The sequence below is a fragment of the Agrobacterium vitis genome (genome assembly GCF_014926405.1).
Classification (GTDB): Bacteria; Pseudomonadota; Alphaproteobacteria; order Rhizobiales; family Rhizobiaceae; genus Allorhizobium; species Allorhizobium vitis_H.
The window spans coordinates 849749-871959 of record NZ_JACXXJ020000005.1 but is presented as its reverse complement, the minus strand read 5'-3'; the positions used below and the strand labels follow the sequence as shown (position 1 = coordinate 871959).

The window sequence follows — 22211 nt, the reverse complement described above, 5'->3', positions numbered from 1 at the left end:
ACCGGCGGTATTGAAAGCCCTGCGTGCTGAACCAAACAGGCTCGGCATCGTTTGCCTTTTCGGAAAAATCGGTTGGATTTTCCCTGACGAACTCTAGGCGACCCGCTGGCGCGCGAAATCCGCCCGTCCGGAGGAGATCGCAGCACGACCCGAGTTCTGGTGGCCTGTCTTGAAATTCGCCAGCAGTTCCGAGAGCTTGGCTGCTTCATCGGCAAGCCCTGCACCCGCAGCATTCATCTCTTCGACCATTGCGGCATTCTGTTGCGTGGCCTGATCCATATGGTTGACGGCGACATTGACTTCGCCAAGCCCCACCGATTGCTCTTGAGCGGCTGTCGCGATGGCATCCATATGTGCATTGATCTCCTCGACCACCTGCGCGATGGCACCCAGGCCCTCACCGGTATCGTGGACCAGCTTGACGCCCTCGGAAACCGCAACTTCCGAATTACCAATCAGCTGTTTGATTTCCTTGGCCGCATTGGCGGAACGCTGCGCAAGCTCGCGCACTTCCTGGGCAACGACAGCAAAGCCCTTGCCCGCTTCTCCAGCGCGCGCTGCCTCGACGCCCGCGTTGAGCGCCAGGAGATTGGTCTGGAACGCGATTTCATCGATCACGCCGATGATCTGAACAATCTGCCGAGACGCATTCTCGATCCGGCCCATCGCGGTCACCGCATTGCCGACCACGTTGCTGGACTTGTCGGCACGGCCGCGAGCATCCCGAACGAGATCACGGGCCTGGCCGGTTCGCAGCGATGTCGCCTTCACATTGGCGGTGATTTCTTCCAGAGCCGCGGCTGTCTGCTCCAGTGAGGCCGCCTGGGTTTCGGTCCGCTTGGAAAGATCGTTGGAGGCATCGGAAATTTCACCGCTGCCGTTGCGCACGCCAGTCGCGGATATGCCGACGGAAATCAGAACGGACCGCAGCTGGTTGACCGATGTATTGAAGTCATGCCTCAATGCCTCGAATTGCGGTGCAAACTGCTCCTGGATTTCGCAGAGCAAATCACCCGCCGCCAGCTGGCGCAGCCCTGCGGCCAGGGCACCGGTGGCGCGGGCGAGACGCTCATTTGCCTCCGCCTCGGCCTTGGCCTGCATTTCCTCGCGCTCTATTTCGGCACGACGGCGGTTTTCCTGGGCCGACCGTTCCAGTTCATCGTTGCGAAGTGCTGCCTGGCGGAACACCTCGACGGAGTGGGCGATGTCGCCGATCTCATCTTTCCGGTCAAGATAGGGAATAGCGCTAGCCTTGTCTCCCTCGGCCAGGCCGGTCATCCGGCCCGATATCCGGCGAATGGCATTCGAAAGAATCCGCAGGACCGAAATGCTGAACAGTGCGGTGACCAAAACCAGGATGCCGAGGGCCGTCACCATGAAATAGAGGGAGTTACGCGCGTCCGACAGCTGCGCATCGGCAAATGCGCCCAGATCTTGCGACGTGGATTTGATCAGGTTGGCAACGAAATCCCGTCGCTTGGCCATGATGGTGTTCCAGGTGTCGAGATCGCCTGTGGCGGGGGTATAGGTACGACCCACGGCCATCGCATCTACGGCGTTCTGGACAGGCGCGACATCGCTTCCTCGCCAGAACTGGTCGTACTGATCGTTCAATGGCTTGGGCAGGAATTGCTGCATCGGCTTCAAGTAGATCATGGCCTTATTGAAACCAGCATGGAAACGGGCCGACTCTTCTGGAGAAAGCGTGCCTTTTTGGGTATAAACCTGGCCGATCCGGTTGATGATCAGATAGGAATCGTTGACCTGCAACAAGGAATAATAGCCCTGGATGCCTTGTGACAGGAGGCGATCATCAACCAGATTGGCAGCACGGCCGGCCAATTCCATTCCCATGGCGGAAATAGGCTGGAGATATTTCAGGGGCATGATCGGGTCAACGCGATCGGCATCGACAGCGGACCGGAATTCGCCGATCTTGGCGAAAGAATCAACAAGCCGGTTCTTCAGGCCGTTCAGGATTGCATCGTCATAGCCAGCAGCGATGGCGTCGTCATAGGCGCTCACCACCTTCGCATAGGCCGCATCCGATGTTGCCCGCGCCTCGGTCCTGGCTGCCGGCGGCGCCGCGCCCTCCAGGGGCATGACCAACAACAGATTGCCCCCGGCCCGTGCCAGTTGCTCCAGAGTCACGGCCTTGGACGTTTTCGTATAGTTTTCCCAGGCCTCCCAACTCAGGATCGCACCCAGCACGATCGCCGCCAATAAAGGCACGATCCCAAGGCTCGTCAAAAGCACCTTAAACGGCAAAGCCGAAATAATTCGCATAAATACCCCCCAAAAATTACAGAATTTGCTGCACGGGGCAACAAACGCTCATATTGATTGTCAATTTGCGAGAAATTTGTTATTTTTCCGTAAGTAAATTACAACAAACGGAATCAACTTGGAGATGTTTTTTTCTTTATTAATCGCAGGGATAATAAGCTTTGCGTCATATAAATCGAAAAATGCCCTTGAAATTTTTCGAGCACAATTCTCTCAAGCGGCGGGCAAGGCATCGGGCCAGTCCTCACCTTGAACAAAAAAGCCCCCACCTGAGCGGTGCCGGCTTTTCTGGGTTGAAGAGGGGTTTAGAATTCTTCCCAGGCATCCTTTGAAACGGCAACGGCGGCGTTACCTCGGCTCTGAATTGCTACCGGTCGGCTGGCTCGCGTGAGGCTGGCTGGCTGCCGCTCCGTACGGGCCGGGGCCGCCGCAGCCGGTCGGGTGGAGCGCTGCACGCCACCTGTCGAGGCGAGAGACAAACCAGCCTTTTGCCCGCCCGTCTCGAAATTTGCCAACAGGTAGGCAAGCCTGGTTGCTTCACTGGCAAGGCCCGCCCCCGCCGCGCTCATTTCCTCTACCATGGCCGCGTTCTGTTGGGTGGCATGGTCCATGTGATTGACGGCGGTATTGACTTCGCTAAGACCGACCGACTGTTCCTGCGCCGCCGTCGCGATGGCATCCATATGCGCATTGATGGCCTGCACGAGTTCGGCGATTTCGCTCAGGCCCTTGCCGGTATCGTTCACAAGCCTAACGCCATCGCCGACTGCCACTTCCGAATTGGCAATCAGCGCCTTGATTTCCTTGGCCGCATTGGCGGAACGCTGCGCAAGCTCGCGTACTTCCTGGGCAACGACGGCAAAACCCTTACCGGCCTCCCCGGCGCGCGCTGCCTCGACGCCCGCGTTGAGCGCCAAGAGATTGGTCTGGAACGCGATCTCATCGATGACGCTGATGATCTGGGTAATCTTTGAGGAGGCCTCTTCGATACGCCCCATGGCAGTGACCGCATTGCCTACCACCGCCCCGGAGTGTTCGGCGCGCGTGCGCGTATTGCGCACCAGATCTCGCGCATCGCTCGTGCGTTGCGACGTTGCCCTGACATTAACGGTAATCTGCTCAAGTGCGGCGGCGGTTTGCTCCAGGGAGGCCGCCTGCTGTTCCGTCCGCTTTGACAGATTGTCGGACGCCTGGGAGATTTCCCCGCTGCCATTGCGCACCGCATGCGCGGCACTGCCGACGTCCAGCAAAGCTGTACGCAATTGCTCGACAGAGCGGTTGAAATCATGGCGAAGCGCTTCAAACCGTGGAGCGAATTCCTCGCGGATTTCACAGAGCATATCCCCTGACGCCAAGCGCTTCAACCCGGCTGCAAGCGAACCCGTCGCGCGGTTCAGACGCTCCTCGGCCTCCGCTTCCGCAACGCGCTGAACTTCAATGCGTTCAAGCTCACCACGGTGCCGCATCTCTTCGGTTTCAGATTCAAGCTGCTTGTTACGAATGGCCGCTTCCCGGAAAATCTCAACCGAGCGGGCCATGGCTCCCACTTCATCCTGACGGATGGTGAAGGGGATATTTTTCAGCGTATCGCCATCGGCAAGGGCTCGCATGGACTGTGTGAGAGTGCCGATGGGAGCAACAACGCGTCTCACGACAATCGCCATGCCTGCAATGGTCAGGAGGATTGAGCCAACCAGCAAGGCGCTATACAAGATGACCAAGGAGAATGCGGCGTTAGCCAACGAATTCGCTTTATCATTCACAACCTTCATGGCCGTAACCACGACATCGGCTATGCTGGCTTGCGCTTTGGAACTCGGAGACAACCATTGATCCAGCGTCAAATCAGCTGGTTCGCGAGCAACGACTTTTTTGTAGAGGGTATCGCGCATATCCGCGAATGAGCCACCAAAATAGACTGACTCAGCCTTGCTAAGCGCCTGTTTCAATTCTTCCGGCATCGTCGAATGATTGACGAGTGCGCGAACCTGAAGCCAGCCGGTGATGATTTTTGAATGCTGGTTCGCAACCTCAAGAACATCAGGCATAGCGAGAGGCGTCTGTAGAGCGATAGCCTTGTTGAGCAGGATGTTTTCCGCTCCGGCCGCTGAGCGGGTTACCCATGCATTGGTCCTGACCTGCAAAAGATCTGTCAGGCTGTTATCCAGCGAACGAATGGTGGATTCGGTAAAAACCGAGCTTTTTTCGAGATCATCAAGCACGCTATCGCCATACGAAAGCTGCTTTGCATTCAGCTCCTTATTGCGGCTTTCCAGAGGAAGGGAAAACTGCGCGTCAAGCGGTTGGCGCATCGAGACGATCGTGTCGTAATGTCCTTTGATCTTGTTCAACATCGCCGCAAATTCTGGCGTACCGACAACGGTGACCGCTGCGGTAAAATCCTTCATCGCCGCGTCGACCTTCTGGCGATCGACAGGAACATCCTTCGCAGTCGTTCCAGCCTTTTCCGGGCTTGTCATAAAGACGGTGTTGGTATGGCCGCGTTCCAGGCGGTAATTCAACAGAAAATCAAACAGCGCCTTATTGACCGCCGTCAGTTTTGCGACATCGCGGAACACACCGAACTGGTTGTAAGCGACATAGAGCGATCGCGACACCATGGCGCCCAAGGCAATGCTGATAATAAGAAAAACTGAAACCAGAACGTTCCGTATAGAAAACATAATTCCCCCCAAAGGCACTAAACCCCTGGATGAATTTCATCACGTAAACAACTAATATACTGTTAAAATTACGATATCCGAGAAACAGCCCTGAGATGAAAAAACCATCTCAGGGTTGCCAATAATCACAATTACCGGGTCAGGCGCTTGTAGCTGACGCGCTTCGGGTTGACGCTTTCGGCACCCAACCGGCGGATCTTGTCCTTTTCGTAGTCCTCGAAATTGCCTTCGAACCATTCCACGTGGCTATCGCCTTCGAAGGCGAGAATGTGGGTGGCCAGACGGTCGAGGAACATGCGGTCATGCGAAATGATGATCGCGCAGCCGGCAAAGCTTTCCAGCGCATTTTCCAGCGCGCCGAGCGTTTCGGTATCGAGGTCGTTGGTCGGTTCGTCGAGCAGCAGAACATTGCCGCCAGCCTTCAGCATCTTGGCCAGATGCACGCGGTTGCGCTGACCACCGGAGAGATTGCCGACCTTCTGTTGCTGGTCGCCGCCCTTGAAGTTGAAGGCGCCGCAATAGGCGCGGGAGTTCATGTCGAACTTGCCGAGCTTGATGATTTCGGCGCCACCGGAAATTTCTTCCCAGACCGTTTTGTCAGCAGCCAACGTATCGCGGCTCTGGTCGACATAACCGAGCTGCACGCTGTCGCCGACTTTGACCGAGCCTGAATCCGGCGTTTCCTGGCCGGTGATCATCCGAAACAGCGTCGTCTTACCGGCACCGTTCGGGCCGATCACGCCGACAATACCGCCCGGCGGCAGTTTCAGGCTCAGATTGTCGATCAGCAGACGGTCGCCGTAGGATTTGGAAATCCCGTCCAGCTCGATGACCACCTGGCCCAGTCGCTCGCTAACGGGAATGATGATCTGCGCATCGCCGGGACGCTGCTTTTCAGCTGCTTCCACCAGTTGCTCATAGGACTTGATACGGGCCTTGGACTTGGCCTGACGGGCCTTGGGGCTGGATGCGATCCATTCCTGCTCGCGCGACAGCGCCTTCTGGCGCGACGCATCTTCGCGGCTTTCCTGCATCAGGCGCTTGGCCTTGGCTTGCAGATAGGCCGAGTAATTGCCTTCGTAAGGAATGCCACGGCCACGGTCGAGTTCGAGAATCCAGCCGGTGACATTGTCGAGGAAGTAGCGATCGTGGGTAATCATCAGCACGGAGCCGGGATATTCCCGCAGATGGTTTTCCAGCCAGCCGATGGTTTCAGCGTCCAGATGGTTGGTTGGTTCGTCGAGCAGCAGCAGGTCGGGCTTTGACAGCAGCAGCTTGCACAGCGCCACGCGACGGCGCTCACCACCGGAAAGGCTGGTTACATCGCTGTCGCCCGGAGGGCAACGCAGCGCATCCATGGCCATTTCGACCTGATTTTCCAGATCCCAGAGGTTCTGGCTGTCGATAATATCTTGAAGCTTTGCGCCCTCGTCAGCCGTCTCGTCCGAGTAATTCATCATCAACTCGTTGTAACGGTCGAGGACGGCGGTCTTGGAAGCAACGCCTTCCATGACGTTTTCGAACACGGTCTTATCCGGGTTCAGCTTCGGTTCCTGCTCCAGATAGCCCATAGTCGCGCCTTCGGCGAGCCAGGCTTCACCGGTATATTCCTTGTCGAGGCCGGCGATAATGCGCAGCACCGTCGATTTACCGGCACCGTTCGGGCCGAGAATACCGATCTTGGCATCGGGATAGAAGGACAGGTTGACGTTCTCAAGGATCTTCTTGGCGCCATAGGACTTGTTAAGCCCGGACATGTGGTAGATGAACTGACGTGCCATCGGTAAAATGCTCCGCACGGGTAAATGGAATTGCCCGCTATGTAGGCGAAACCGCAAGCCGGGGCAATGCCGCCCGCGCAATTCCTTCAGGTCTTGCCCTGTTTACGGGAGAGGATGCGGGCGCAATATTGGGTCTTAAAGCAGGCTCATTGCAGCCCAACCGGATCGACAATACCTTGATTGCAATCAAACTTGGTTGAGCCTGCCGCCTGGATGCGCTCCTGTAGCGGCGTCCCGGCATCGCCATCGCCAAGTCCTATGGTCAATTCCGTCACAATCCGTCTGTTACCGTCTTGTTCACAGCTCATTTTCACCCGCCGCCCAGCGCCCGGACCAAAGCTGGCATCAAACGATGTCTGCACATCTTCCTGGGTGACCGTCTTGCCCACATTGGCGGCAAACAGACCGTTGACCGCCGAACCGTTCAGGGTCTCGATCAGCGCGATCGCCTCGGCAAAATAGTCTTGTTGATTAAGACCGGTGCAGGTGCCATGCTTGATCCATTCATGCCGTTCCAATGATGACTGCGTGCCGGGCATGACCCGGTCCAGCGCCTGACGAGTGGAGGCAGACAGTGTCACTTCCGGCAGATCGGTCCAGCGGCTTTTCTTGTCGGCTTCGATATCGGCCTGATCAACACCGCAATAGTTCTGGCGCATCGGCCAAAGACCATGCAGGGTAAAATGGCTGGCATCATAGCGGTCCGCCGTCTGGCTCTTGCATTCCGGCTTGTCCGGCTTGGTCTCGCAAAAACCCGGCTGCCAACTGACGGCCAGAATGCTGGTCGTCCTGCCTTTTTCCGCTGCGAAAGACGGATGACCGGCCAAAAAGACCGCCGCAGCCAGACCCAGATAGTGAAAATGCTTCATGATGTTCTCTCCACCGAATCGCTTCAGGTCTTCATGGAACGGTTGAAACAGGCTTGCAACCTTGAATAAAGGCATGAACCTGCCTTTCAGCAATTGCACTTGGCAGCAAAATCACGTCATTTTTCGGGGCGGGCCGGTTTTCGGGGCAGAACGAGTTGAGACTCGCGATATACCATTCGCGTTCGGCACTATCGGGAGGACAGCATGTTTGACGAAACGCTTTACCTGGAAAGGCCGGATGGTGCCCGGATCGCCTACCACTACCATCAGGCAACGGATGGGCAGGCCATTCTGCTCGTCAATCACGGGCTGATCGAACATTCGCGTCGCTATCGCCGCTTTGCCGCCTTCATGGCCGCTTCGGGCTTTCACGTTTACGCCCATGACCACCGTGGCCATGGAGAAACCCAAGCCCCGAATGCGCCGCTTGGCCGCTTTGCGCGAAAGGATGGGGTGTCACTGGTGATCGAAGATACCAAGGCAATCCGCGATCTTGCCATTGCCAATCATCCCGGCCTGCCAGTTCTGCTGTTCGGTCATTCCATGGGCGGGCTGATCGCTTTGCGCACTGCCACGGAGTTCCCGGAAAGCTTTCAGGCGCTGGCGGTGTGGAATTCCAATTTCAACAACAGCATCGAGACCCGGTTCGCCCGGCTGGTTCTGAAGATCGAGCGGGCCTTGAAAGGCTCTGACGTGCCAAGCCTGCTGATGGCCAAGGCGACCTTCGAGGCCTGGGGCAAGTCCGTACCCGGCAGGCGCACTCTGTTCGATTGGCTGAGCCGCGATGACGCGGAAGTCGATCTCTATGCCAATGATCCGCTCTGCCGGTTTCAGGCCAGCAATTCCCTATGGATGGACGTGCTTGACCTGACGGCGCAGACCGCCACCCTGCCCCGCCTTGCCCGGCTGCGGACCGACCTGCCCATTCATCTGGTCGGTGGCGGGCAGGACCCGGCCACCAAAGGCGGCGAGGCCACCCGCGCGTTGGATCATCGCCTGCGGCAATCCGGTCTGACCGATGTCACGCTGACCCTTTATCCCGCCATGCGGCATGAAACGCTGAACGAAATTGGTCGTGACGAGGCCATGGCGGCGTTTCGGGATTGGGCACGAAAGGCACTGGGCCTAACGGCAGTTCATTCCGGTTTGGAATGACCCTATAACAGAAAGTCACGTGCCGTCCGGCATGATGGACGGTATAGACAGACGATCAAAAGCGAGACAATTCCGCATGTCCACTCCACCGCGTGCCACGTCAGGCACATCCAGCCAAACGCCGTTGTTTTCCGGCGTCACGTTCGGACTTGGCATGATGGTGCTGTCGGTACTGGTCACGCCGCTGGTGGATGTGTTTTCCAAGCTGGCAACGCAAACCATGCCTGCTGCCGAAATCAGCCTTGCCCGGTTTTTCTTTCAGATCCTTTTCATGCTTCCCGTGCTGATGATACGCCGCACCTGGCCGAAACTGTCCTGGTCCAACACCCGCCTGCACATGATCCGTGGCGGGGTGCTGTGCCTGTCGATGCTGACCTTCGTGACCGCGCTGCGCACCATGGAAGTGGCCGATGCCGTGGCAATCTTTTTCGTCGAGCCGATCATCCTGACGATCTTGAGCGGCATTATCCTCAAGGAAAAAATCGGCTGGCGCCGCTACCTCGCCTGTGGCACCGGATTTATCGGCGCCATGCTGGTGGTGCAGCCCAGCTTCCAGGAAGTCGGAGCTGTCGCCTTCCTGCCGATCATCACCGCCTTTTGCATCGCCATTTTTGCAATTTTGACGCGGCTTTTGTCGCGTCATCAGGACCCCTTCGTCATGCAGGTGGAAACCGGCTGCTGGGCCATGGTGTTTTGCACCATCATGATCGCCATAGGCCAGACGATGGACCTCGCCATGTTCGATCTGGTCCAGCCGGACCTGACCGGCACCATCTGGCTTGTCTGCACCGGGGCCACTGCCGCCGTCGGCGGTGTGCTGGGTGTGTTTGCCTATCGCGCAGCACCACCCTCAATGCTGGCCCCGCTGCAATATCTGGAAATCGTCACCGCCACCCTGTTTGGCTGGCTGGTCTTCCATGACCTGCCGGATGCGCTGAAATGGCTGGGCATCGCCATCATCATCGGCTCCGGCCTCACCATCATCTGGCGGGAGCGCAAACACGCATCCCGGCCTATTTCCGACAGCAGCGGGCCGCCACAACCTTAAATTCGGCCAAACCACATCCAAGGATTACGCGATGAAAAGAACCGGCGGACAATTGATCGTTGAAGCCCTGAAGGCCAATGGCGTGAAGCGCGTTGCCTGCGTGCCGGGCGAAAGCTATCTGGCGGTGCTGGACGCGCTGGTCGATAGCCAGATTGAAACCGTCGTCTGCCGTCAGGAAGGCGGGGCGGCGATGATGGCCGATTGCTGGGGCCGGCTGACCGGCGAGCCCGGCATTTGCATGGTAACGCGCGGTCCCGGCGCCACCAATGCCTCGGCGGGCCTGCATATCGCCCGGCAGGATTCGGTGCCGATGATCCTGTTTATCGGACAGGTTGCCCGCGACATGCGCGAACGCGAGGCGTTTCAGGAAGTCGAATACCGCCGCGCCTTTACTGAATTTGCCAAATGGGTCGGCGAGATCGATGATGTCGCCCGTATCCCGGAATTTATCAGCCGCGCCTTTGCGGTCGCCACTTCGGGCCGTCCCGGCCCTGTGGTGCTGACCCTGCCGGAAGATGTGCTGGTGGAAGAGGCGGACGCGCCAGAAGCCCGCCCCTATATGCCGGTGGACGCGCATCCCGGCCCTAGCCAGATTGCCGCGCTTGGCGCGATGCTGGAAAAGGCGGAGCGCCCGCTGGTCATTCTCGGAGGCACCCGCTGGGACGAGGCCTCAGTGAAGGCGTTTGAAGATTTTGCCGCGCAGTGGAAACTGCCGGTCGGCTGCTCCTTCCGCCGCCAGATGCTGTTTGACCATCTGCATCCCAATTACGCAGGCGATGTCGGCATCGGCATCAATCCAGCCCTTGCTAAAGAGGTAAAGGAGGCCGATCTGATCCTGTTGCTGGGCGGTCGTTTCTCTGAAATGCCGTCATCGTCCTACACGCTGATGGACATCCCCTACCCCAAGCAAAAGCTGGTGCATGTCTATCCCGACCCGTCAGAGCTTGGCCGCGTCTATCGTCCGGATCTCGCCATCTGCGCCAGCCCCAAGGATTTTGTCGCGGCTTTGGCAAGCCTCAAAGCGCCAGCCTCGCCCAATTGGGCCGAGCGGACAAAAGCCATGCATGCCGCCTATCTGACCTGGTCCACGCCGCCTAAGACCGGACCCGGTGCCGTGCAGATGGGGCCGATCATGGAGTGGATCGAAGCCAATACCGCCAAAGATGCCGTCTTCACCAATGGCGCGGGCAATTACGCCACATGGCTGCACCGCTTCCATCGTTTTCAGGGCTACAACACCCAGGCAGCCCCCACCTCCGGCTCCATGGGCTACGGCCTGCCCGCTGCCGTGGCCGCCAAGGCGCAGTTTCCCGAACGTGAAGTCATCTGCTTTGCCGGAGACGGCTGCTTCATGATGCACGGCCAGGAATTCATCACTGCCGTGCGGTATAACCTTCCGATTATCGTTTTGCTGATCAACAACAGCACCTATGGCACGATCCGCATGCATCAGGAGCGCGAATACCCGGGCCGCGTCAGCGCCACTGATCTGGTGAACCCGGATTTCAAGGCCTTTGCGCAGGCCTATGGCGGACATGGAGAGCTGGTGGAAAAGACTGAGGATTTCGCGGCGGCGTTTAAGCGGGCACGCGCTTCTGGCAAACCGTCGATCATCGAAATCAAGCTGGATGCAGAAGCAATTACGCCGACCCGCACGCTGACACAGATCAGGGAGAAGAGCTGAGGACGGAAGCGGCCACCGGGAACACAAGCAGACACCACTTCAGCTACTGCTGGTGTTCCCGTGGCCGTTTGAGAACAAGAACCAAACCGAGTAGCGCGGATAGCGAAAAGCTGATGATAAACGCAATATAGAACAAATATCCGTTTTCATAATGTAAGCCCACATCCCTACCGCAGGCGACATCCTGCGTAAGGATATTGGAAAGCGAGCTGAAAAAATAATCTAAAATGAGGTTGGCTCCGCCGTGCAAAATCGACCCCGTTACAAAGTCGAATAAAAAATAATACAGAAGAGCCATTAGAAAACATAGATCAGGTATCAAAAGCCATTTTTCATATTTTAAAACAGCAGAAACAAATGAGGTCAGAAGATACAACAAAACCCCATAAAATAAGAAGGATTTTTCCTGAAACCAGGAGATATCCGTGGTTAGATGACAAGTCGCGTAATAACCTTGTGGGTAGTAAACAGACAGTACGAACGCACACAGCGCAAAAAATCTAAGAAGTAAGTTAACCCTGGAATTCAGTAAGGAAGCCATAATATTATCCGCCGATAAAATCAGTTAGGCATGAAATCCCCTCACCGCAAGGAAAAGCACTTCAACGCCGAATTAGACATCTCCAAAAGGGCTAATCCAAACAAGTAGGTGATCAATGCTTTTCATGTCGCCGATCGGATAGGAATACAATTAAACCCAGAATCGTCGATAAAAAGAAACTGCTAACGGCAAGAACATAGAAGAGATAGCCCCACTGATAATGGAATACGACGTCGGCATTGCATGGGCCTCTGCCCGTCAGCGAATCCTCTATATTTCCAAATATTTCAGATAAAACTCCATGCACCAAAGGCATGAGTATTTCGATTACAACAACATGTTTAACAATAAAAACACAGAAAATAACATCGGTAATTAAAAATAAATATCCTTTATTAAAATATTCGGCCATCAAAGAGGAAAAAAGATAAAAAATCAAAAAATAAAAATAAATTGAATAAACTGATAAAATTGTAAACGGGCTTTCTGATTCACACCTGGAATAATATCCGTAAGGAATAAGTGCACACAAGGTTGAAGATACAAAAGTCCCTATCTTCAGAAAAAAAAGGGTTTTAGGATCAATAAAAACTGACAACTGCATCTCCTTTTGCAACAAAGGCATGATGGAGTGCTACGATTTAAGAAGGACACTTTTGCCTCGTGTAGAAGCAGAAGTGTCCATCTAAAGACTTTATGGCATTACCGAGAGCCCCTAAGCGGCTTGTAAAAGCCCCTTAAATCGCAGCCGTCACGATGAACTCGACCTTGTAATCCGGGGTTGCCAAAGCAGCTTCGCTGGTGGCGCGGGCTGGTGGGTTGGCGGGGTCGATCCAGGCTTCCCAGACAGCGTTCATTTCAGCGAAAGTCGACATGTCGGAGAGGTAGATGATGGTTTGCAGGATCTTCGACTTGTCGGAACCGGCAGCGGCCAGCAGGCGATCCACTTCGGCCAGCGCCGACTTGGACTGTTCGGTGACACCAGTGCCTTCGCCGACCTGGCCAGCCAGATAGACGGTATTGCCGTGGACGACAGCACCGCTCATACGCTTGCCGGGCTCGATACGCTTGATGGACATGGAATATCTCCTTGAGGTTGTGAAACACGAAAACACTGCGGAACTTGCCGCAGCGTGGGTAAGTTTTTTTGACCGCTTAACGCTGGCGCAAGCTGTGTTCGTAGGTTGCCGTGGAGCGGGCACCCGAACGACAATAGCCGAGCATCGGGCGCTCCAGATCATCAAGCGCGTCGACCATGGCGGCGACGGCATCCGGCGTGACCCCCATCGGGCCAACGGGGATATGGCGGATAGTAAGCCCAAGTTCCTCGGCCCGGGCAGCAATGGCGGCAAAATCCGGCTGGCCGGGCTCTTCGCCATCCGGACGATGGCAAACGATGGATTTGAAACCCAGCGCCTTGATATCATCCAGATCATCCAGACTGATCTGACCGCTGACGGAATATTCCTCGTTGATCGGCCTGATATTCATCGTCGCATCCTTTTCAAAACCGGCTTAATCGAAACCGGCCAAACATTTACGATGTGGATACCGGGGCGTCAACGCTGCAAGCGGATTCCAGACGCGCCAGTTCTTATACGAAGAAGAAATCCAGCCCGAATTCACGGCTCTCACCGGGCGCCAGCAGATCGAGTTCGCCGCACTTGGCGAGATCTTCCCGTCCGACCCAGCGATGCGAGACCGGCTCGATGCCCACGACATTGGCCGGAGCCTGCTGGTTGCGCCAGATTTGCAGGAAGGGCAGGCTTGCCGTGTCAAAACGCACCACCAACGTCAGCCCGCCAACCGAGGCAATTGGGCCGAGCCGAAACTCTGCCCAGCCATCCGCTCCCGCCGTGTCGCCGTTGGCGGCAACGCAGAACACTCCGCCCGGCTCTACGCCGAAACGCCAACCGAAACCGCCTTCGTCCAGCATTGCCCCTTCCAACCGCACTGCATCGTCGAACAGTTTAGCGGCGACATTCATGTGATACATCAACATGGTGGGAAACGGCGCATGGCCGCTATTGGTGATCCGGTCGCGCAGCGCGACAACACCGGTTTCACCGTCGATCCGCCAATGGCGCTCCAGAAGCGACTGGCCGCCATCGGCATGGCGCACCGGAATTTCAGCCCGGCACTCACTGTCGCTCTGATGAAGGATCGTTGCCGGATGTGATGAAAACGAACCATGCAGCGGATAGCGACGACCGCTGCCATCGCCAATCGGTTCCGGGTGACGAATATGGTCCGGGCCGCAGGTGAAAAGAAAGCCTTCCAGGGAATGGTCAATGCGCGGATCGCCATCATCGGGGATGGCCCGATGCGGCGACAGATCGACCCCATCGATGATCAATGTGCGAATATCCAGAACCGATGTCGGGTCCAGCTCAACGATTGGTCCCTTGGTTGCCTGTAGCTTCATGATTCGTCTCCTCCTACAATCCGCTCAGCATTACCGCGCTGATAGCGGCGTATGCCATGTCCTAAACCGTGTAAAAACGCAGTAGCCTATGATTTTCCCGTGTAAAACTCTGTTAATTTTGATGGACTGATGTATTCACGTGGTTCGTCCTACCATGCGTTAGCACGTTGTTTATGCAACGATTTCTCCAAGCTTGGCTGGGGCGTCCATCTGGAGCGATGCGCACGGGTTTAACAGTTTCTTCACTTCGTTTTCATTTTTCCATATTAGCGTCAAAATTACGGTGTTTCAGCGCATGATAAGCAATTGTCCATGCTTTGGCGCGAGCGCCTCGATTTCCCCTGAACCGGATAGGGTTTGGGGCGTTATGCAAGAAACCAACCGGAAAGATCACCCGTGCAGCCGCTTTGGAAAACTGGTCTCATCGTCGTCGCGCTTCTCTCAACCGTGTCGCAGCCCGCGCTGGCGCGCAGCCCCTATACGGGGCAGAACGCGAATACCGTGCTGATTACGCCCTCGGGAGAAGTTCTGGATTTCGTACCCGAACAAGGCTCGGTGATGATCAGCCGCGACCGCATGGGCCGCACGGTTTTGATTGACCGCTCCGGCAATCTGATCGCCACGGAAATGCCTGCCGACATGGTGTATGGCCGTGCCGACCGTAACCGCTATCCCAATGATTATTATCCGCCAGCTCCTTCTGGCGGCGGCTATGACGACGAGGACATGGCGACCGGCGGCATTCCCGGGGACCAACCCGTTGAGCGCCAATCCCTCGATCAAGGCTACCCACAAAACGTCAACCACGATCCTTCGGTGAGCGACGATGCCTTGGCGCGGCCGGCCTCTCCTTCGACCGCAGCACCGTCGACGCTTGGCAGCAGCGGCAAGGCCAAGCCGGAAATCACCGCGCTTCAGGTCTTTCTTGCCCGCGAAGGATTTTCCCCAGGCGCTATCGACGGCCATATGGGCATGAACGTTCAAAAGGCTCTGGAAGCCTGGCAGCAGAAGACCGGCGAAACGCTGAACCCTAACGACACTGACGCCATCATGGAGCGGCTGCGGATGAATGGCGGCCTGCCCTTCACCAGCTATACGCTGACCGCTGCCGACGCTGCAGGTCCCTATGTGGCTGAAATCCCCGAGGATTACAGCCAGAAGGCTGCGATGCCGTCGCTTGGCTATACATCCACGACGGAAATGCTGGCTGAGAAATTCCATATGGATGAGGGCTATCTGAAGGCACTCAATCCCGGTGTCGATTTCACTGTTCCCGGCAGCACGGTCAAAGTGGTCAGCATCGGCCAGCCCCATAGTGGACGGGTTGCCCGCATCGTTGCCGACAAGGGCCGCAAACAGGTTCTGGCTTACGGCGAGGATGGTCAGTTGATCACCGCCTATCCGGCCAGCATCGGCTCCAATGACACGCCATCGCCATCCGGCACCGTGCAGGTGCAGCGCGTCGCCTTCGATCCCGGCTATACCTATAATCCGAAAGTCAATTTCCAGCAGGGCGCCAATGACAAGGTGCTGAATATTCCGCCAGGCCCGAATGGTCCTGTTGGTACCGTCTGGATTGCCTTGTCCAAGCCCACCTACGGCATCCACGGCACGCCGGAGCCTTCGAAGATCGGTCGCACCCAGAGCCATGGCTGTATCCGCCTGACCAATTGGGATGCAACGGAACTCGCCAAGATGGTGCAGCCGGGCGTCACTGTGGAATTCGTGGACTGAGTGCAGGAAGTTTTACGCAACAGATAACGCCCCGCCGACGGTTGTCGTAGCGGGGCGTTTTTATGTGGCTTCTATCAGTTATAAGTCTCAGGCGGCATCGCCGATCAGCCGCAAAAGGCGCGGGCGCAGGCTGCGCACCACTTTTACCGGAAGCAGATGCACGACTTCAGCAGCAAAGGCGCGTGAATTGTCCTGCGCCTTATCCAGATTGCTGACCTTGGCCGGGTCCATCGAATAGACAGTACCACCGGTCTCGAAAATATCGCGGAAGGCGTTGCGCTCGGCAATCGGAGTATTGATAACATTCACCCCACGCGCCGCCAACAGGCCCTTTATGGCGAGAAGTGCCCGTGTCGTCACCATCGAGGCAACCCGTGTCAGAACCACCGAATGCGGGATGACAAGATTACCGGCGATCCGCATCTGTTCGATCAGGTCGAGGATCTGGGCGGCTCCCTTGGCGTCCATGGCACAACCCTGAACAGGGATCATCACATGGTCGGAAAGTCCGATCGCCATGGTGACGATGGCGTCCCGCGCACCGGCCAGATCGATGATAACGTAATCGGCAGTTTTGCGGCCTTCCCGGATATGGCCCTGCAGCGACCCAACGCTTACTTCGGAAATGACTTCGATATTGTGCTGCAAACCCGCGGCTTCCGACCATTGGGTAATCCAGCGTTGCGGATCGGCATCGAGAATACAGATCCGGTAGCCCTGATGAGCAAGTTCTGTGGCAAGCAATAGAGCTGCGGTGGTTTTACCTGCGCCGCCCTTGGCATTGGCAAATGAGATGACTGGCATTGGTGTCCTCGATGCTATGATTGAGCCACTCATCGCTCTAACAGGCACCCGGCTATTCATGGCGCCCGGTTAATACATCCTTGCTAAAAATGGTTAATAAATAGCAAATGACATATATCAGTTCTTGTGAATGAAATTCTAGGTTACCTTGCTTGCCGTAAGCTGGAGCCAGATTTTCAAAAACATTCCGCCAGCAATGCGGTGGTATTTTCCAAAGTCATCTTGACAGGATTGCTCGCGGCACTTGCATCGCGGATCGCCATGGCAGCCAGATCGTCCAGCCGGTCACCCGGCACGCCAAGCTCGCTCAGATTATGAGGAATGGCGAGATCCTCACGAAACACCATCAGAAAATCATGGAAACCATCGAAGCCGCCCTGGATTTCCAGGTAGCCCGCCAGTTTCTCGATCTTGCGCTCTATGGCCTTGCGGTTGAAAGACACCACCATCGGCATCAACACCGCATTGGTTGTGCCATGATGGGTATTATAGACCGCGCCGATCGGGTGCGACAGCGCGTGAATGGCCCCCAGCCCCTTTTGCAGGGCAATCGACCCCATGACCGCCGCCGACATCATGTTGAGCCGGGCTTCCAGATCCACCGGATCACGATAGGCTTTGGGCAGAAATTCCTTGACCAACCGCATCCCCTCGATAGCAATACCCTGGCCGAGCGGATGGTAGACCGGCGAACAATAGGCTTCCAGGCAATGGGCGAAGGCATCCATGCCGGTGCCAGCGGTGATGGACTTCGGCATGCCGACTGTCAGTTCCGGGTCGCAAATGACAATTGCCGGAAGCATTTTCGGATGAAAGATCGCGGTCTTGACGTGGGTGACTGTATTGGTGATTACGCAGGTACGCCCCACTTCGGCACCGGTTCCCGCGGTGGTCGGCACGGTCACCACCGGCAGGATTGCCGCCTCGTTGGCATCACGCCAGCCCTCAGTGCCAGCAGCGAAATCCCAGACCGGGCGGGTCTGCCCCGCCATGAACGCCACGCATTTGCCAAGATCAATGCCGGAGCCTCCGCCAAAGGCAACGACACCGTCATGACCGCCTTGCCGGAAGGCCGCAAGCCCGGCTTCCAGATTAAGCTCCGTCGGGTTGGGATCGACATCGGCAAACAGCGCATGCTCAAGCCCTGCGTCACTCAACGTTTCCTGCGCCACCCTGGTAATCGCCAGCGCTGCCAGCCCACGGTCAGTGACCAGCAAAGGATTGCGCATGCCCAAGGATTTGCAGGCCTCACCCAGCTCTTCTATCCGACCGCGCCCGACCCTGATGTCGGTCGGATAACTCCAATTCGCAAAGATTTTCATGATCGCATCACTCCTTCCACCGGAGGATCGAAGAGGGGATCGGAAAAGGCAAAAAGGATTAGCGCGGGTCATGCCGCTGCTTGCGTCTGACCAGTGCAAACCTCAGAGAATTTGAACCTCCCGAATGCGGGCTTTCCTCCTCACCCACAACGGCCATGGTAGGGTATCTAATATAAATAACTACTAATCAAAAAGGGAAAATCGGTGGCTTCGCCACCACAATTTCAAATTTCAAAAGAAAACAATCTCACGCTTTCATTTAGATAAACAGAGGCCGCCGATCCGGGCGACCCCTCTTCGTATCAGGTCAGGCTATTCAGGCTTGGCCGACAGCTTTTTCCGCAGCGGCAATTTCCGCCTGCCGCTTTGCCACTTCATCGCCAATCGGCGGGCCTTTGAAGCGACGCTGCTCGAACAGAACCCAGATCAGCGCCGTCAGCGCCAGAAAACCGACAGTGATATACAGCGCCCACTGGTTGGGCGGCTGCACCCCGATGATAAAGATGGCAACCATGGCCAGGATGACCAGCAGACCGACAAACCGGTAAGCGCCGATCCCCATATTCCACGGTCCCATTTTCGGCCATTTCGCCGTACCGATCACCTTCATACCGAGCACGATCGGAATGGCGAAGGACAGGAACAGGAAAATCACCGTGCAGGACACGACAATCGTATAGGCCGAGGCCCCAGCAATGGTGACAAGCGAGGCACCCCAGACAAACAGCACCGACAGCACAGCCCCGACCCAGATGGCTGTCGCCGGGGTGCGGAACCTTGGGCTGACGCTGGAAAGCGCCTTGGAGGCAGGCAGGCCGCCATCACGCGAAAAGGCATAGATCATCCGCGACACCGAGGTGACGGTTGCCAGACCGCAAATGAACTGCGCGATGAAAATCGCCAGATACAGGATATTGGCGACAACCGGGTGGGTGACGCTGTTCAACGTCCAGAAGAACACGTTCCAGCCCTGGGCTGCGGCTTCATTCATATCGGGAATAGCCAGGAGAAAGGCCAGCAACATGATGTAGCCGAACAGCGATGCCCAGAAGACCGAGGAAATAATCCCCTTCGGCACCGATTCCGAAGCCTTGATAGTTTCCTCAGACGTGTGGGCCGAAGCATCATAGCCGGTGATCGTATAGATCGGCAAAAGCAGGCTGAGGGCAAAAATATACCAGACACTGCCGGTCTGCGGCCAGACTGGCGCATCGCCAGCCGGCGTGCCGGAATAATTGGTGAAGGTCCAGATGCGAGAGAAATCCCAGGTTTTCACGCCGATCAGGCAGACGATTGTCAAGGCGATGGCGGTGATTAAGATCAGATAACCTGAGAGATCGGTCAGCTTGGCGGTGAGCTTGATGCCGAGATGGTTGATCAGCGCCTGCGCCGCTGTGATCGCCGCCACGAACAGGATCTGATTGGCAAAGCCGCCTGCCGTCGTCGTATCGACATTGATGCCGAACCAGCCGGCAATCGATCCGGCGAAAAAGCCCCAGGTGCCGACATTGATGGCACCGAGCACAGTGACCAGACCGATCAGGTTAAACCAGGCCGTCACCCAGCCGGTGAACCGGTTGCCGAGGATCGAACCCCAATGGTAAAGCCCGCCCGCCGTGGGATAGGCCGAGGCAATCTGTGCCATGCCGAGCGCGAAAACGCCGGAAATCAGGCAGCCCAACGGCCAGCCGATGCCGATGGCCGCCCCACCGGCCCCGGATGTCGCCTGGGCCAGCGAATTGATGCCGCCGGACAGAATGCAAATGATCGAGAAGGAAATCGCAAAGTTCGAAAACGAACTCATGCGCCGCTCCAGCTCCTGCGCATAGCCCATGGAATGGAGGATATGCAGGTCTTCCTGCTTATCGACGTCGCTATAACCGGTCATGATGACCCCCAGTTAAGCCGAGGCAAAACACCTCGGCAGCCTCTGCCTTTCGGTTTGCCGGTTGTTACCGTTGCAAGCCGCACGCAGTCTTCGCTGCTCCCTTTGGATCTTGTTATCTTGAGCCGGACCGGCATGGCCGAATGGCTTGGAGACCCGTCACGATCCTGTGATGCAGGCCCCTGTTTTTAGTCTTTGCCTAAAATCAATTGCAGTCGAGAAAAAAATCAATCTCCAGCTTTTCAAATGCCAATGCAATTCACATGCCTGTTCGCGTCATTCCCCAGCCTGCAACCGTCGTAACAACAGGGAATGCTGGAAAAGCGCTTCATGAAACCCCGCTATTTGCACAGGCACAGAGGCGCGAATGACAACGAGTACCCCACGGGCCTGCCTGCACAACAAAGCCAAAGGACTGAATCTTCGAGACAAAGAACTTATTTTCTTTTTTAAATCAAGGAACTAAGCGCCAGTTTCCCGATGTTGCCTTAGGCTGAACAGGGAAAAGTCATTTTTTCCAGTTGGGGCAGATTGACTCGATGACCCTCTGTCGTCTTATCTTTGCGCAATAAACCGGCAAAGACCGGAGGGGAACAATCGACGCTTGCAGATACCTGTCATCTCAGCAGCAGCGCGCGCAAAATCCAGGGTCATGGCTTTTACCTGCTCGGCCGGGTCATCCGTGCTATCAGCGATACCGCAGATTGTCTCCAAGAATACCGTTGCAGAAATACTTGAAGATATGCCCGTTATAGCAGTGCTCACCCACCCTATCCGTCACATAACTATCATCTGCGCCCCCTATGCAGTCGCTCGGCTTACCGCAGACAATTTTGCAGATCGAAGATTTGCAGATCCACAAGGAGGACACCCGTGAACATCCGTTTGCACCGCATTCTTTCCCTCTCGACCGCCATGGTCGTCGCATCGGCCGCCTATGCGAGCGCCGAGCCAAGCGCCGAGCTGATCGCAGCTGCCAAAAAAGAAGGCATGCTGACCACCATCGCCCTGCCCCATGACTGGTGCGGCTATGGCGATGTGATCGCTGGTTTCAAGAAAAAATACCCTGAGATCAAGGTCAACGAACTGAACCCGAATGCAGGTTCCGGCGACGAAATCGAAGCGATCAAGGCCAATAAGGGCAATACCGGCCCGCAGGCTCCCGATGTTATCGACGTCGGCCTGTCCTTCGGTCCTGCTGCCAAGAAAGACGGTCTCGTTCAGCCTTACAAGGTCTCCACCTGGGATTCGATCCCGGCTTCGGCCAAGGATGCCGACGGCTATTGGTATGGCGATTATTACGGCGTTCTGGCCATCGGTGTGAACAAGGATATCGTCAAGGATGTGCCGAAGAGCTTTGCCGACTTGACCGCTTCCAAATATGCCAATTCCGTTGCCATGCCTGGCGATCCACGCACCGGCAATAGCTCGATGATGACGGTATATGCCGCTGGCGTCGCGCAGTCCGGCAAGACTGGTGCCGATGCCGCCAAGGCAGGCATCGAGTTCATGAAGTCGCTGAAGGAAAAGGGCAATCTCGTGCCGGTCAACGGCTCGGCCCAGAACATGGCGCAGGGTACCACGCCGATCCTGTTCGACTGGGACTATAACGTGCTTGCCATGCGCGACAAGCTGGCTGGCAACCCGCCGATGGACGTTGTCGTTCCCTCGGATTCGGTCATCGCCGGCGTTTACGTTCAGGCGATTTCGGCCTTCGCGCCACATCCGAACGCTGCCAAGCTGTGGATGGAATATCTCTATTCCGACGAAGGTCAGCTCGGCTGGCTGGCTGGCTATTGCCATCCGATCCGCTTCAACGATCTGGCTGAAAAGAAGAAGATTCCGCAGGCCCTGCTCGACAAGATGCCGGATGCCGCAGGCTATGCCAAGGCGATCTTCCCCACTCTGGACGAACAGTCCGCTGCCAAGGCAGTGGTTGCCGCCGATTGGGCAAAGCAGATGGGCGCGCAATAAGTTAGCGCCAATGCTGAAA

17 protein-coding genes are annotated in these 22211 nt (G+C 56.5%); 5 read left to right on the top strand and 12 right to left on the bottom strand.

The features are described from left to right. Window positions 1–93: 93 nt before the first annotated feature. The 4 genes from IEI95_RS15150 to IEI95_RS15135 form a co-directional block, all read right to left on the bottom strand. Entirely contained in the window at window positions 94–2286 is a 2193-nt protein-coding gene (locus IEI95_RS15150; RefSeq protein ID WP_156533497.1) for a methyl-accepting chemotaxis protein, read from the bottom strand. 305 nt (window positions 2287–2591) lie between these two features. Beyond that, window positions 2592–4970, bottom strand: coding sequence for a methyl-accepting chemotaxis protein (locus IEI95_RS15145; protein ID WP_156533498.1), 2379 nt, complete (start codon window positions 4968–4970; stop codon window positions 2592–2594). A 131-nt stretch (window positions 4971–5101) separates the two neighbouring features. Beyond that, complete coding sequence (ettA, locus tag IEI95_RS15140; protein WP_070164535.1) at window positions 5102–6751, bottom strand: energy-dependent translational throttle protein EttA; 1650 nt, start codon at window positions 6749–6751, stop codon at window positions 5102–5104. A gap of 146 nt (window positions 6752–6897) precedes the next feature. After that, window positions 6898–7620 (bottom strand): ribonuclease T2 family protein, encoded by a 723-nt coding sequence (locus IEI95_RS15135; RefSeq protein ID WP_194416672.1) that lies wholly within the window; start codon window positions 7618–7620, stop codon window positions 6898–6900. Window positions 7621–7824: 204 nt separating this feature from the next. On the opposite strand from IEI95_RS15135, the gene IEI95_RS15130 reads away from it, so the two are divergent. The 3 genes from IEI95_RS15130 (at window position 7825) to IEI95_RS15120 (ending at window position 11507) form a co-directional block, all read left to right on the top strand. Continuing rightward, window positions 7825–8775 (top strand): alpha/beta hydrolase, encoded by a 951-nt coding sequence (locus tag IEI95_RS15130; protein ID WP_194416671.1) that lies wholly within the window; start codon window positions 7825–7827, stop codon window positions 8773–8775. A gap of 76 nt (window positions 8776–8851) precedes the next feature. Continuing rightward, window positions 8852–9823, top strand: a complete 972-nt coding sequence (locus IEI95_RS15125) for a DMT family transporter (protein WP_194416670.1) — start codon at window positions 8852–8854, stop codon at window positions 9821–9823. A gap of 31 nt (window positions 9824–9854) precedes the next feature. After that, window positions 9855–11507 carry a thiamine pyrophosphate-binding protein gene (locus IEI95_RS15120; RefSeq protein ID WP_194416669.1) on the top strand — a complete coding sequence of 551 codons (1653 nt, stop codon included), beginning with the start codon at window positions 9855–9857 and terminating at the stop codon, window positions 11505–11507. A gap of 43 nt (window positions 11508–11550) precedes the next feature. Here IEI95_RS15120 and IEI95_RS15115 read toward each other — a convergent pair whose 3' ends face one another. From IEI95_RS15115 to IEI95_RS15095, 5 genes are all read right to left on the bottom strand, one after another. After that, window positions 11551–12048, bottom strand: coding sequence for a hypothetical protein (locus IEI95_RS15115; protein WP_156533503.1), 498 nt, complete (start codon window positions 12046–12048; stop codon window positions 11551–11553). A 112-nt stretch (window positions 12049–12160) separates the two neighbouring features. Beyond that, window positions 12161–12646 (bottom strand): hypothetical protein, encoded by a 486-nt coding sequence (locus IEI95_RS15110; RefSeq protein ID WP_194416668.1) that lies wholly within the window; start codon window positions 12644–12646, stop codon window positions 12161–12163. Window positions 12647–12785: 139 nt separating this feature from the next. Further along, window positions 12786–13127 (bottom strand): RidA family protein, encoded by a 342-nt coding sequence (locus tag IEI95_RS15105; protein ID WP_015916540.1) that lies wholly within the window; start codon window positions 13125–13127, stop codon window positions 12786–12788. Window positions 13128–13203: 76 nt separating this feature from the next. Further along, window positions 13204–13539 carry a protein tyrosine phosphatase family protein gene (locus IEI95_RS15100; protein ID WP_060717662.1) on the bottom strand — a complete coding sequence of 112 codons (336 nt, stop codon included), beginning with the start codon at window positions 13537–13539 and terminating at the stop codon, window positions 13204–13206. A 103-nt stretch (window positions 13540–13642) separates the two neighbouring features. Then, window positions 13643–14476, bottom strand: a complete 834-nt coding sequence (locus IEI95_RS15095) for an aldose 1-epimerase family protein (RefSeq protein WP_194417306.1) — start codon at window positions 14474–14476, stop codon at window positions 13643–13645. A 393-nt stretch (window positions 14477–14869) separates the two neighbouring features. Between IEI95_RS15095 and IEI95_RS15090 the strand changes: the two genes are divergently transcribed. Beyond that, on the top strand, window positions 14870–16207 hold the full coding sequence (locus IEI95_RS15090) for a L,D-transpeptidase family protein (RefSeq protein WP_194416667.1): 1338 nt from the start codon (window positions 14870–14872) through the stop codon (window positions 16205–16207). A gap of 87 nt (window positions 16208–16294) precedes the next feature. Here IEI95_RS15090 and IEI95_RS15085 read toward each other — a convergent pair whose 3' ends face one another. From IEI95_RS15085 to IEI95_RS15075, 3 genes are all read right to left on the bottom strand, one after another. Beyond that, a complete protein-coding gene (locus IEI95_RS15085) occupies window positions 16295–17011 on the bottom strand; it encodes an AAA family ATPase (RefSeq protein ID WP_015916544.1) in 717 nt (238 codons plus the stop codon). Window positions 17012–17187: 176 nt separating this feature from the next. Next, window positions 17188–18333 (bottom strand): iron-containing alcohol dehydrogenase, encoded by a 1146-nt coding sequence (locus IEI95_RS15080; protein ID WP_194416666.1) that lies wholly within the window; start codon window positions 18331–18333, stop codon window positions 17188–17190. Window positions 18334–18649: 316 nt separating this feature from the next. Further along, window positions 18650–20221, bottom strand: a complete 1572-nt coding sequence (locus IEI95_RS15075; RefSeq protein WP_194416665.1) for an amino acid permease — start codon at window positions 20219–20221, stop codon at window positions 18650–18652. A 912-nt stretch (window positions 20222–21133) separates the two neighbouring features. Between IEI95_RS15075 and IEI95_RS15070 the strand changes: the two genes are divergently transcribed. Continuing rightward, entirely contained in the window at window positions 21134–22192 is a 1059-nt protein-coding gene (locus IEI95_RS15070) for an ABC transporter substrate-binding protein (protein ID WP_156536560.1), read from the top strand. Window positions 22193–22211: the final 19 nt, after the last annotated feature.

Excerpts from the sequence above, each read along its gene's own strand:
- IEI95_RS15150 (WP_156533497.1), bottom strand. The coding sequence starts at position 2,286 with ATGCGAATTATTTCGGCTTTGCCGTTTAAGGTGCTTTTGACGAGCCTT.
- IEI95_RS15145 (WP_156533498.1), bottom strand. The coding sequence starts at position 4,970 with ATGTTTTCTATACGGAACGTTCTGGTTTCAGTTTTTCTTATTATCAGC.
- ettA (WP_070164535.1), bottom strand. The coding sequence starts at position 6,751 with ATGGCACGTCAGTTCATCTACCACATGTCCGGGCTTAACAAGTCCTAT.
- IEI95_RS15135 (WP_194416672.1), bottom strand. The coding sequence starts at position 7,620 with ATGAAGCATTTTCACTATCTGGGTCTGGCTGCGGCGGTCTTTTTGGCC.
- IEI95_RS15130 (WP_194416671.1), top strand. The coding sequence starts at position 7,825 with ATGTTTGACGAAACGCTTTACCTGGAAAGGCCGGATGGTGCCCGGATC.
- IEI95_RS15125 (WP_194416670.1), top strand. The coding sequence starts at position 8,852 with ATGTCCACTCCACCGCGTGCCACGTCAGGCACATCCAGCCAAACGCCG.
- IEI95_RS15120 (WP_194416669.1), top strand. The coding sequence starts at position 9,855 with ATGAAAAGAACCGGCGGACAATTGATCGTTGAAGCCCTGAAGGCCAAT.
- IEI95_RS15115 (WP_156533503.1), bottom strand. The coding sequence starts at position 12,048 with ATGGCTTCCTTACTGAATTCCAGGGTTAACTTACTTCTTAGATTTTTT.
- IEI95_RS15105 (WP_015916540.1), bottom strand. The coding sequence starts at position 13,127 with ATGTCCATCAAGCGTATCGAGCCCGGCAAGCGTATGAGCGGTGCTGTC.
- IEI95_RS15100 (WP_060717662.1), bottom strand. The coding sequence starts at position 13,539 with ATGAATATCAGGCCGATCAACGAGGAATATTCCGTCAGCGGTCAGATC.
- IEI95_RS15085 (WP_015916544.1), bottom strand. The coding sequence starts at position 17,011 with ATGCCAGTCATCTCATTTGCCAATGCCAAGGGCGGCGCAGGTAAAACC.
- IEI95_RS15080 (WP_194416666.1), bottom strand. The coding sequence starts at position 18,333 with ATGAAAATCTTTGCGAATTGGAGTTATCCGACCGACATCAGGGTCGGG.
- IEI95_RS15075 (WP_194416665.1), bottom strand. The coding sequence starts at position 20,221 with ATGACCGGTTATAGCGACGTCGATAAGCAGGAAGACCTGCATATCCTC.
- IEI95_RS15070 (WP_156536560.1), top strand. The coding sequence starts at position 21,134 with ATGGTCGTCGCATCGGCCGCCTATGCGAGCGCCGAGCCAAGCGCCGAG.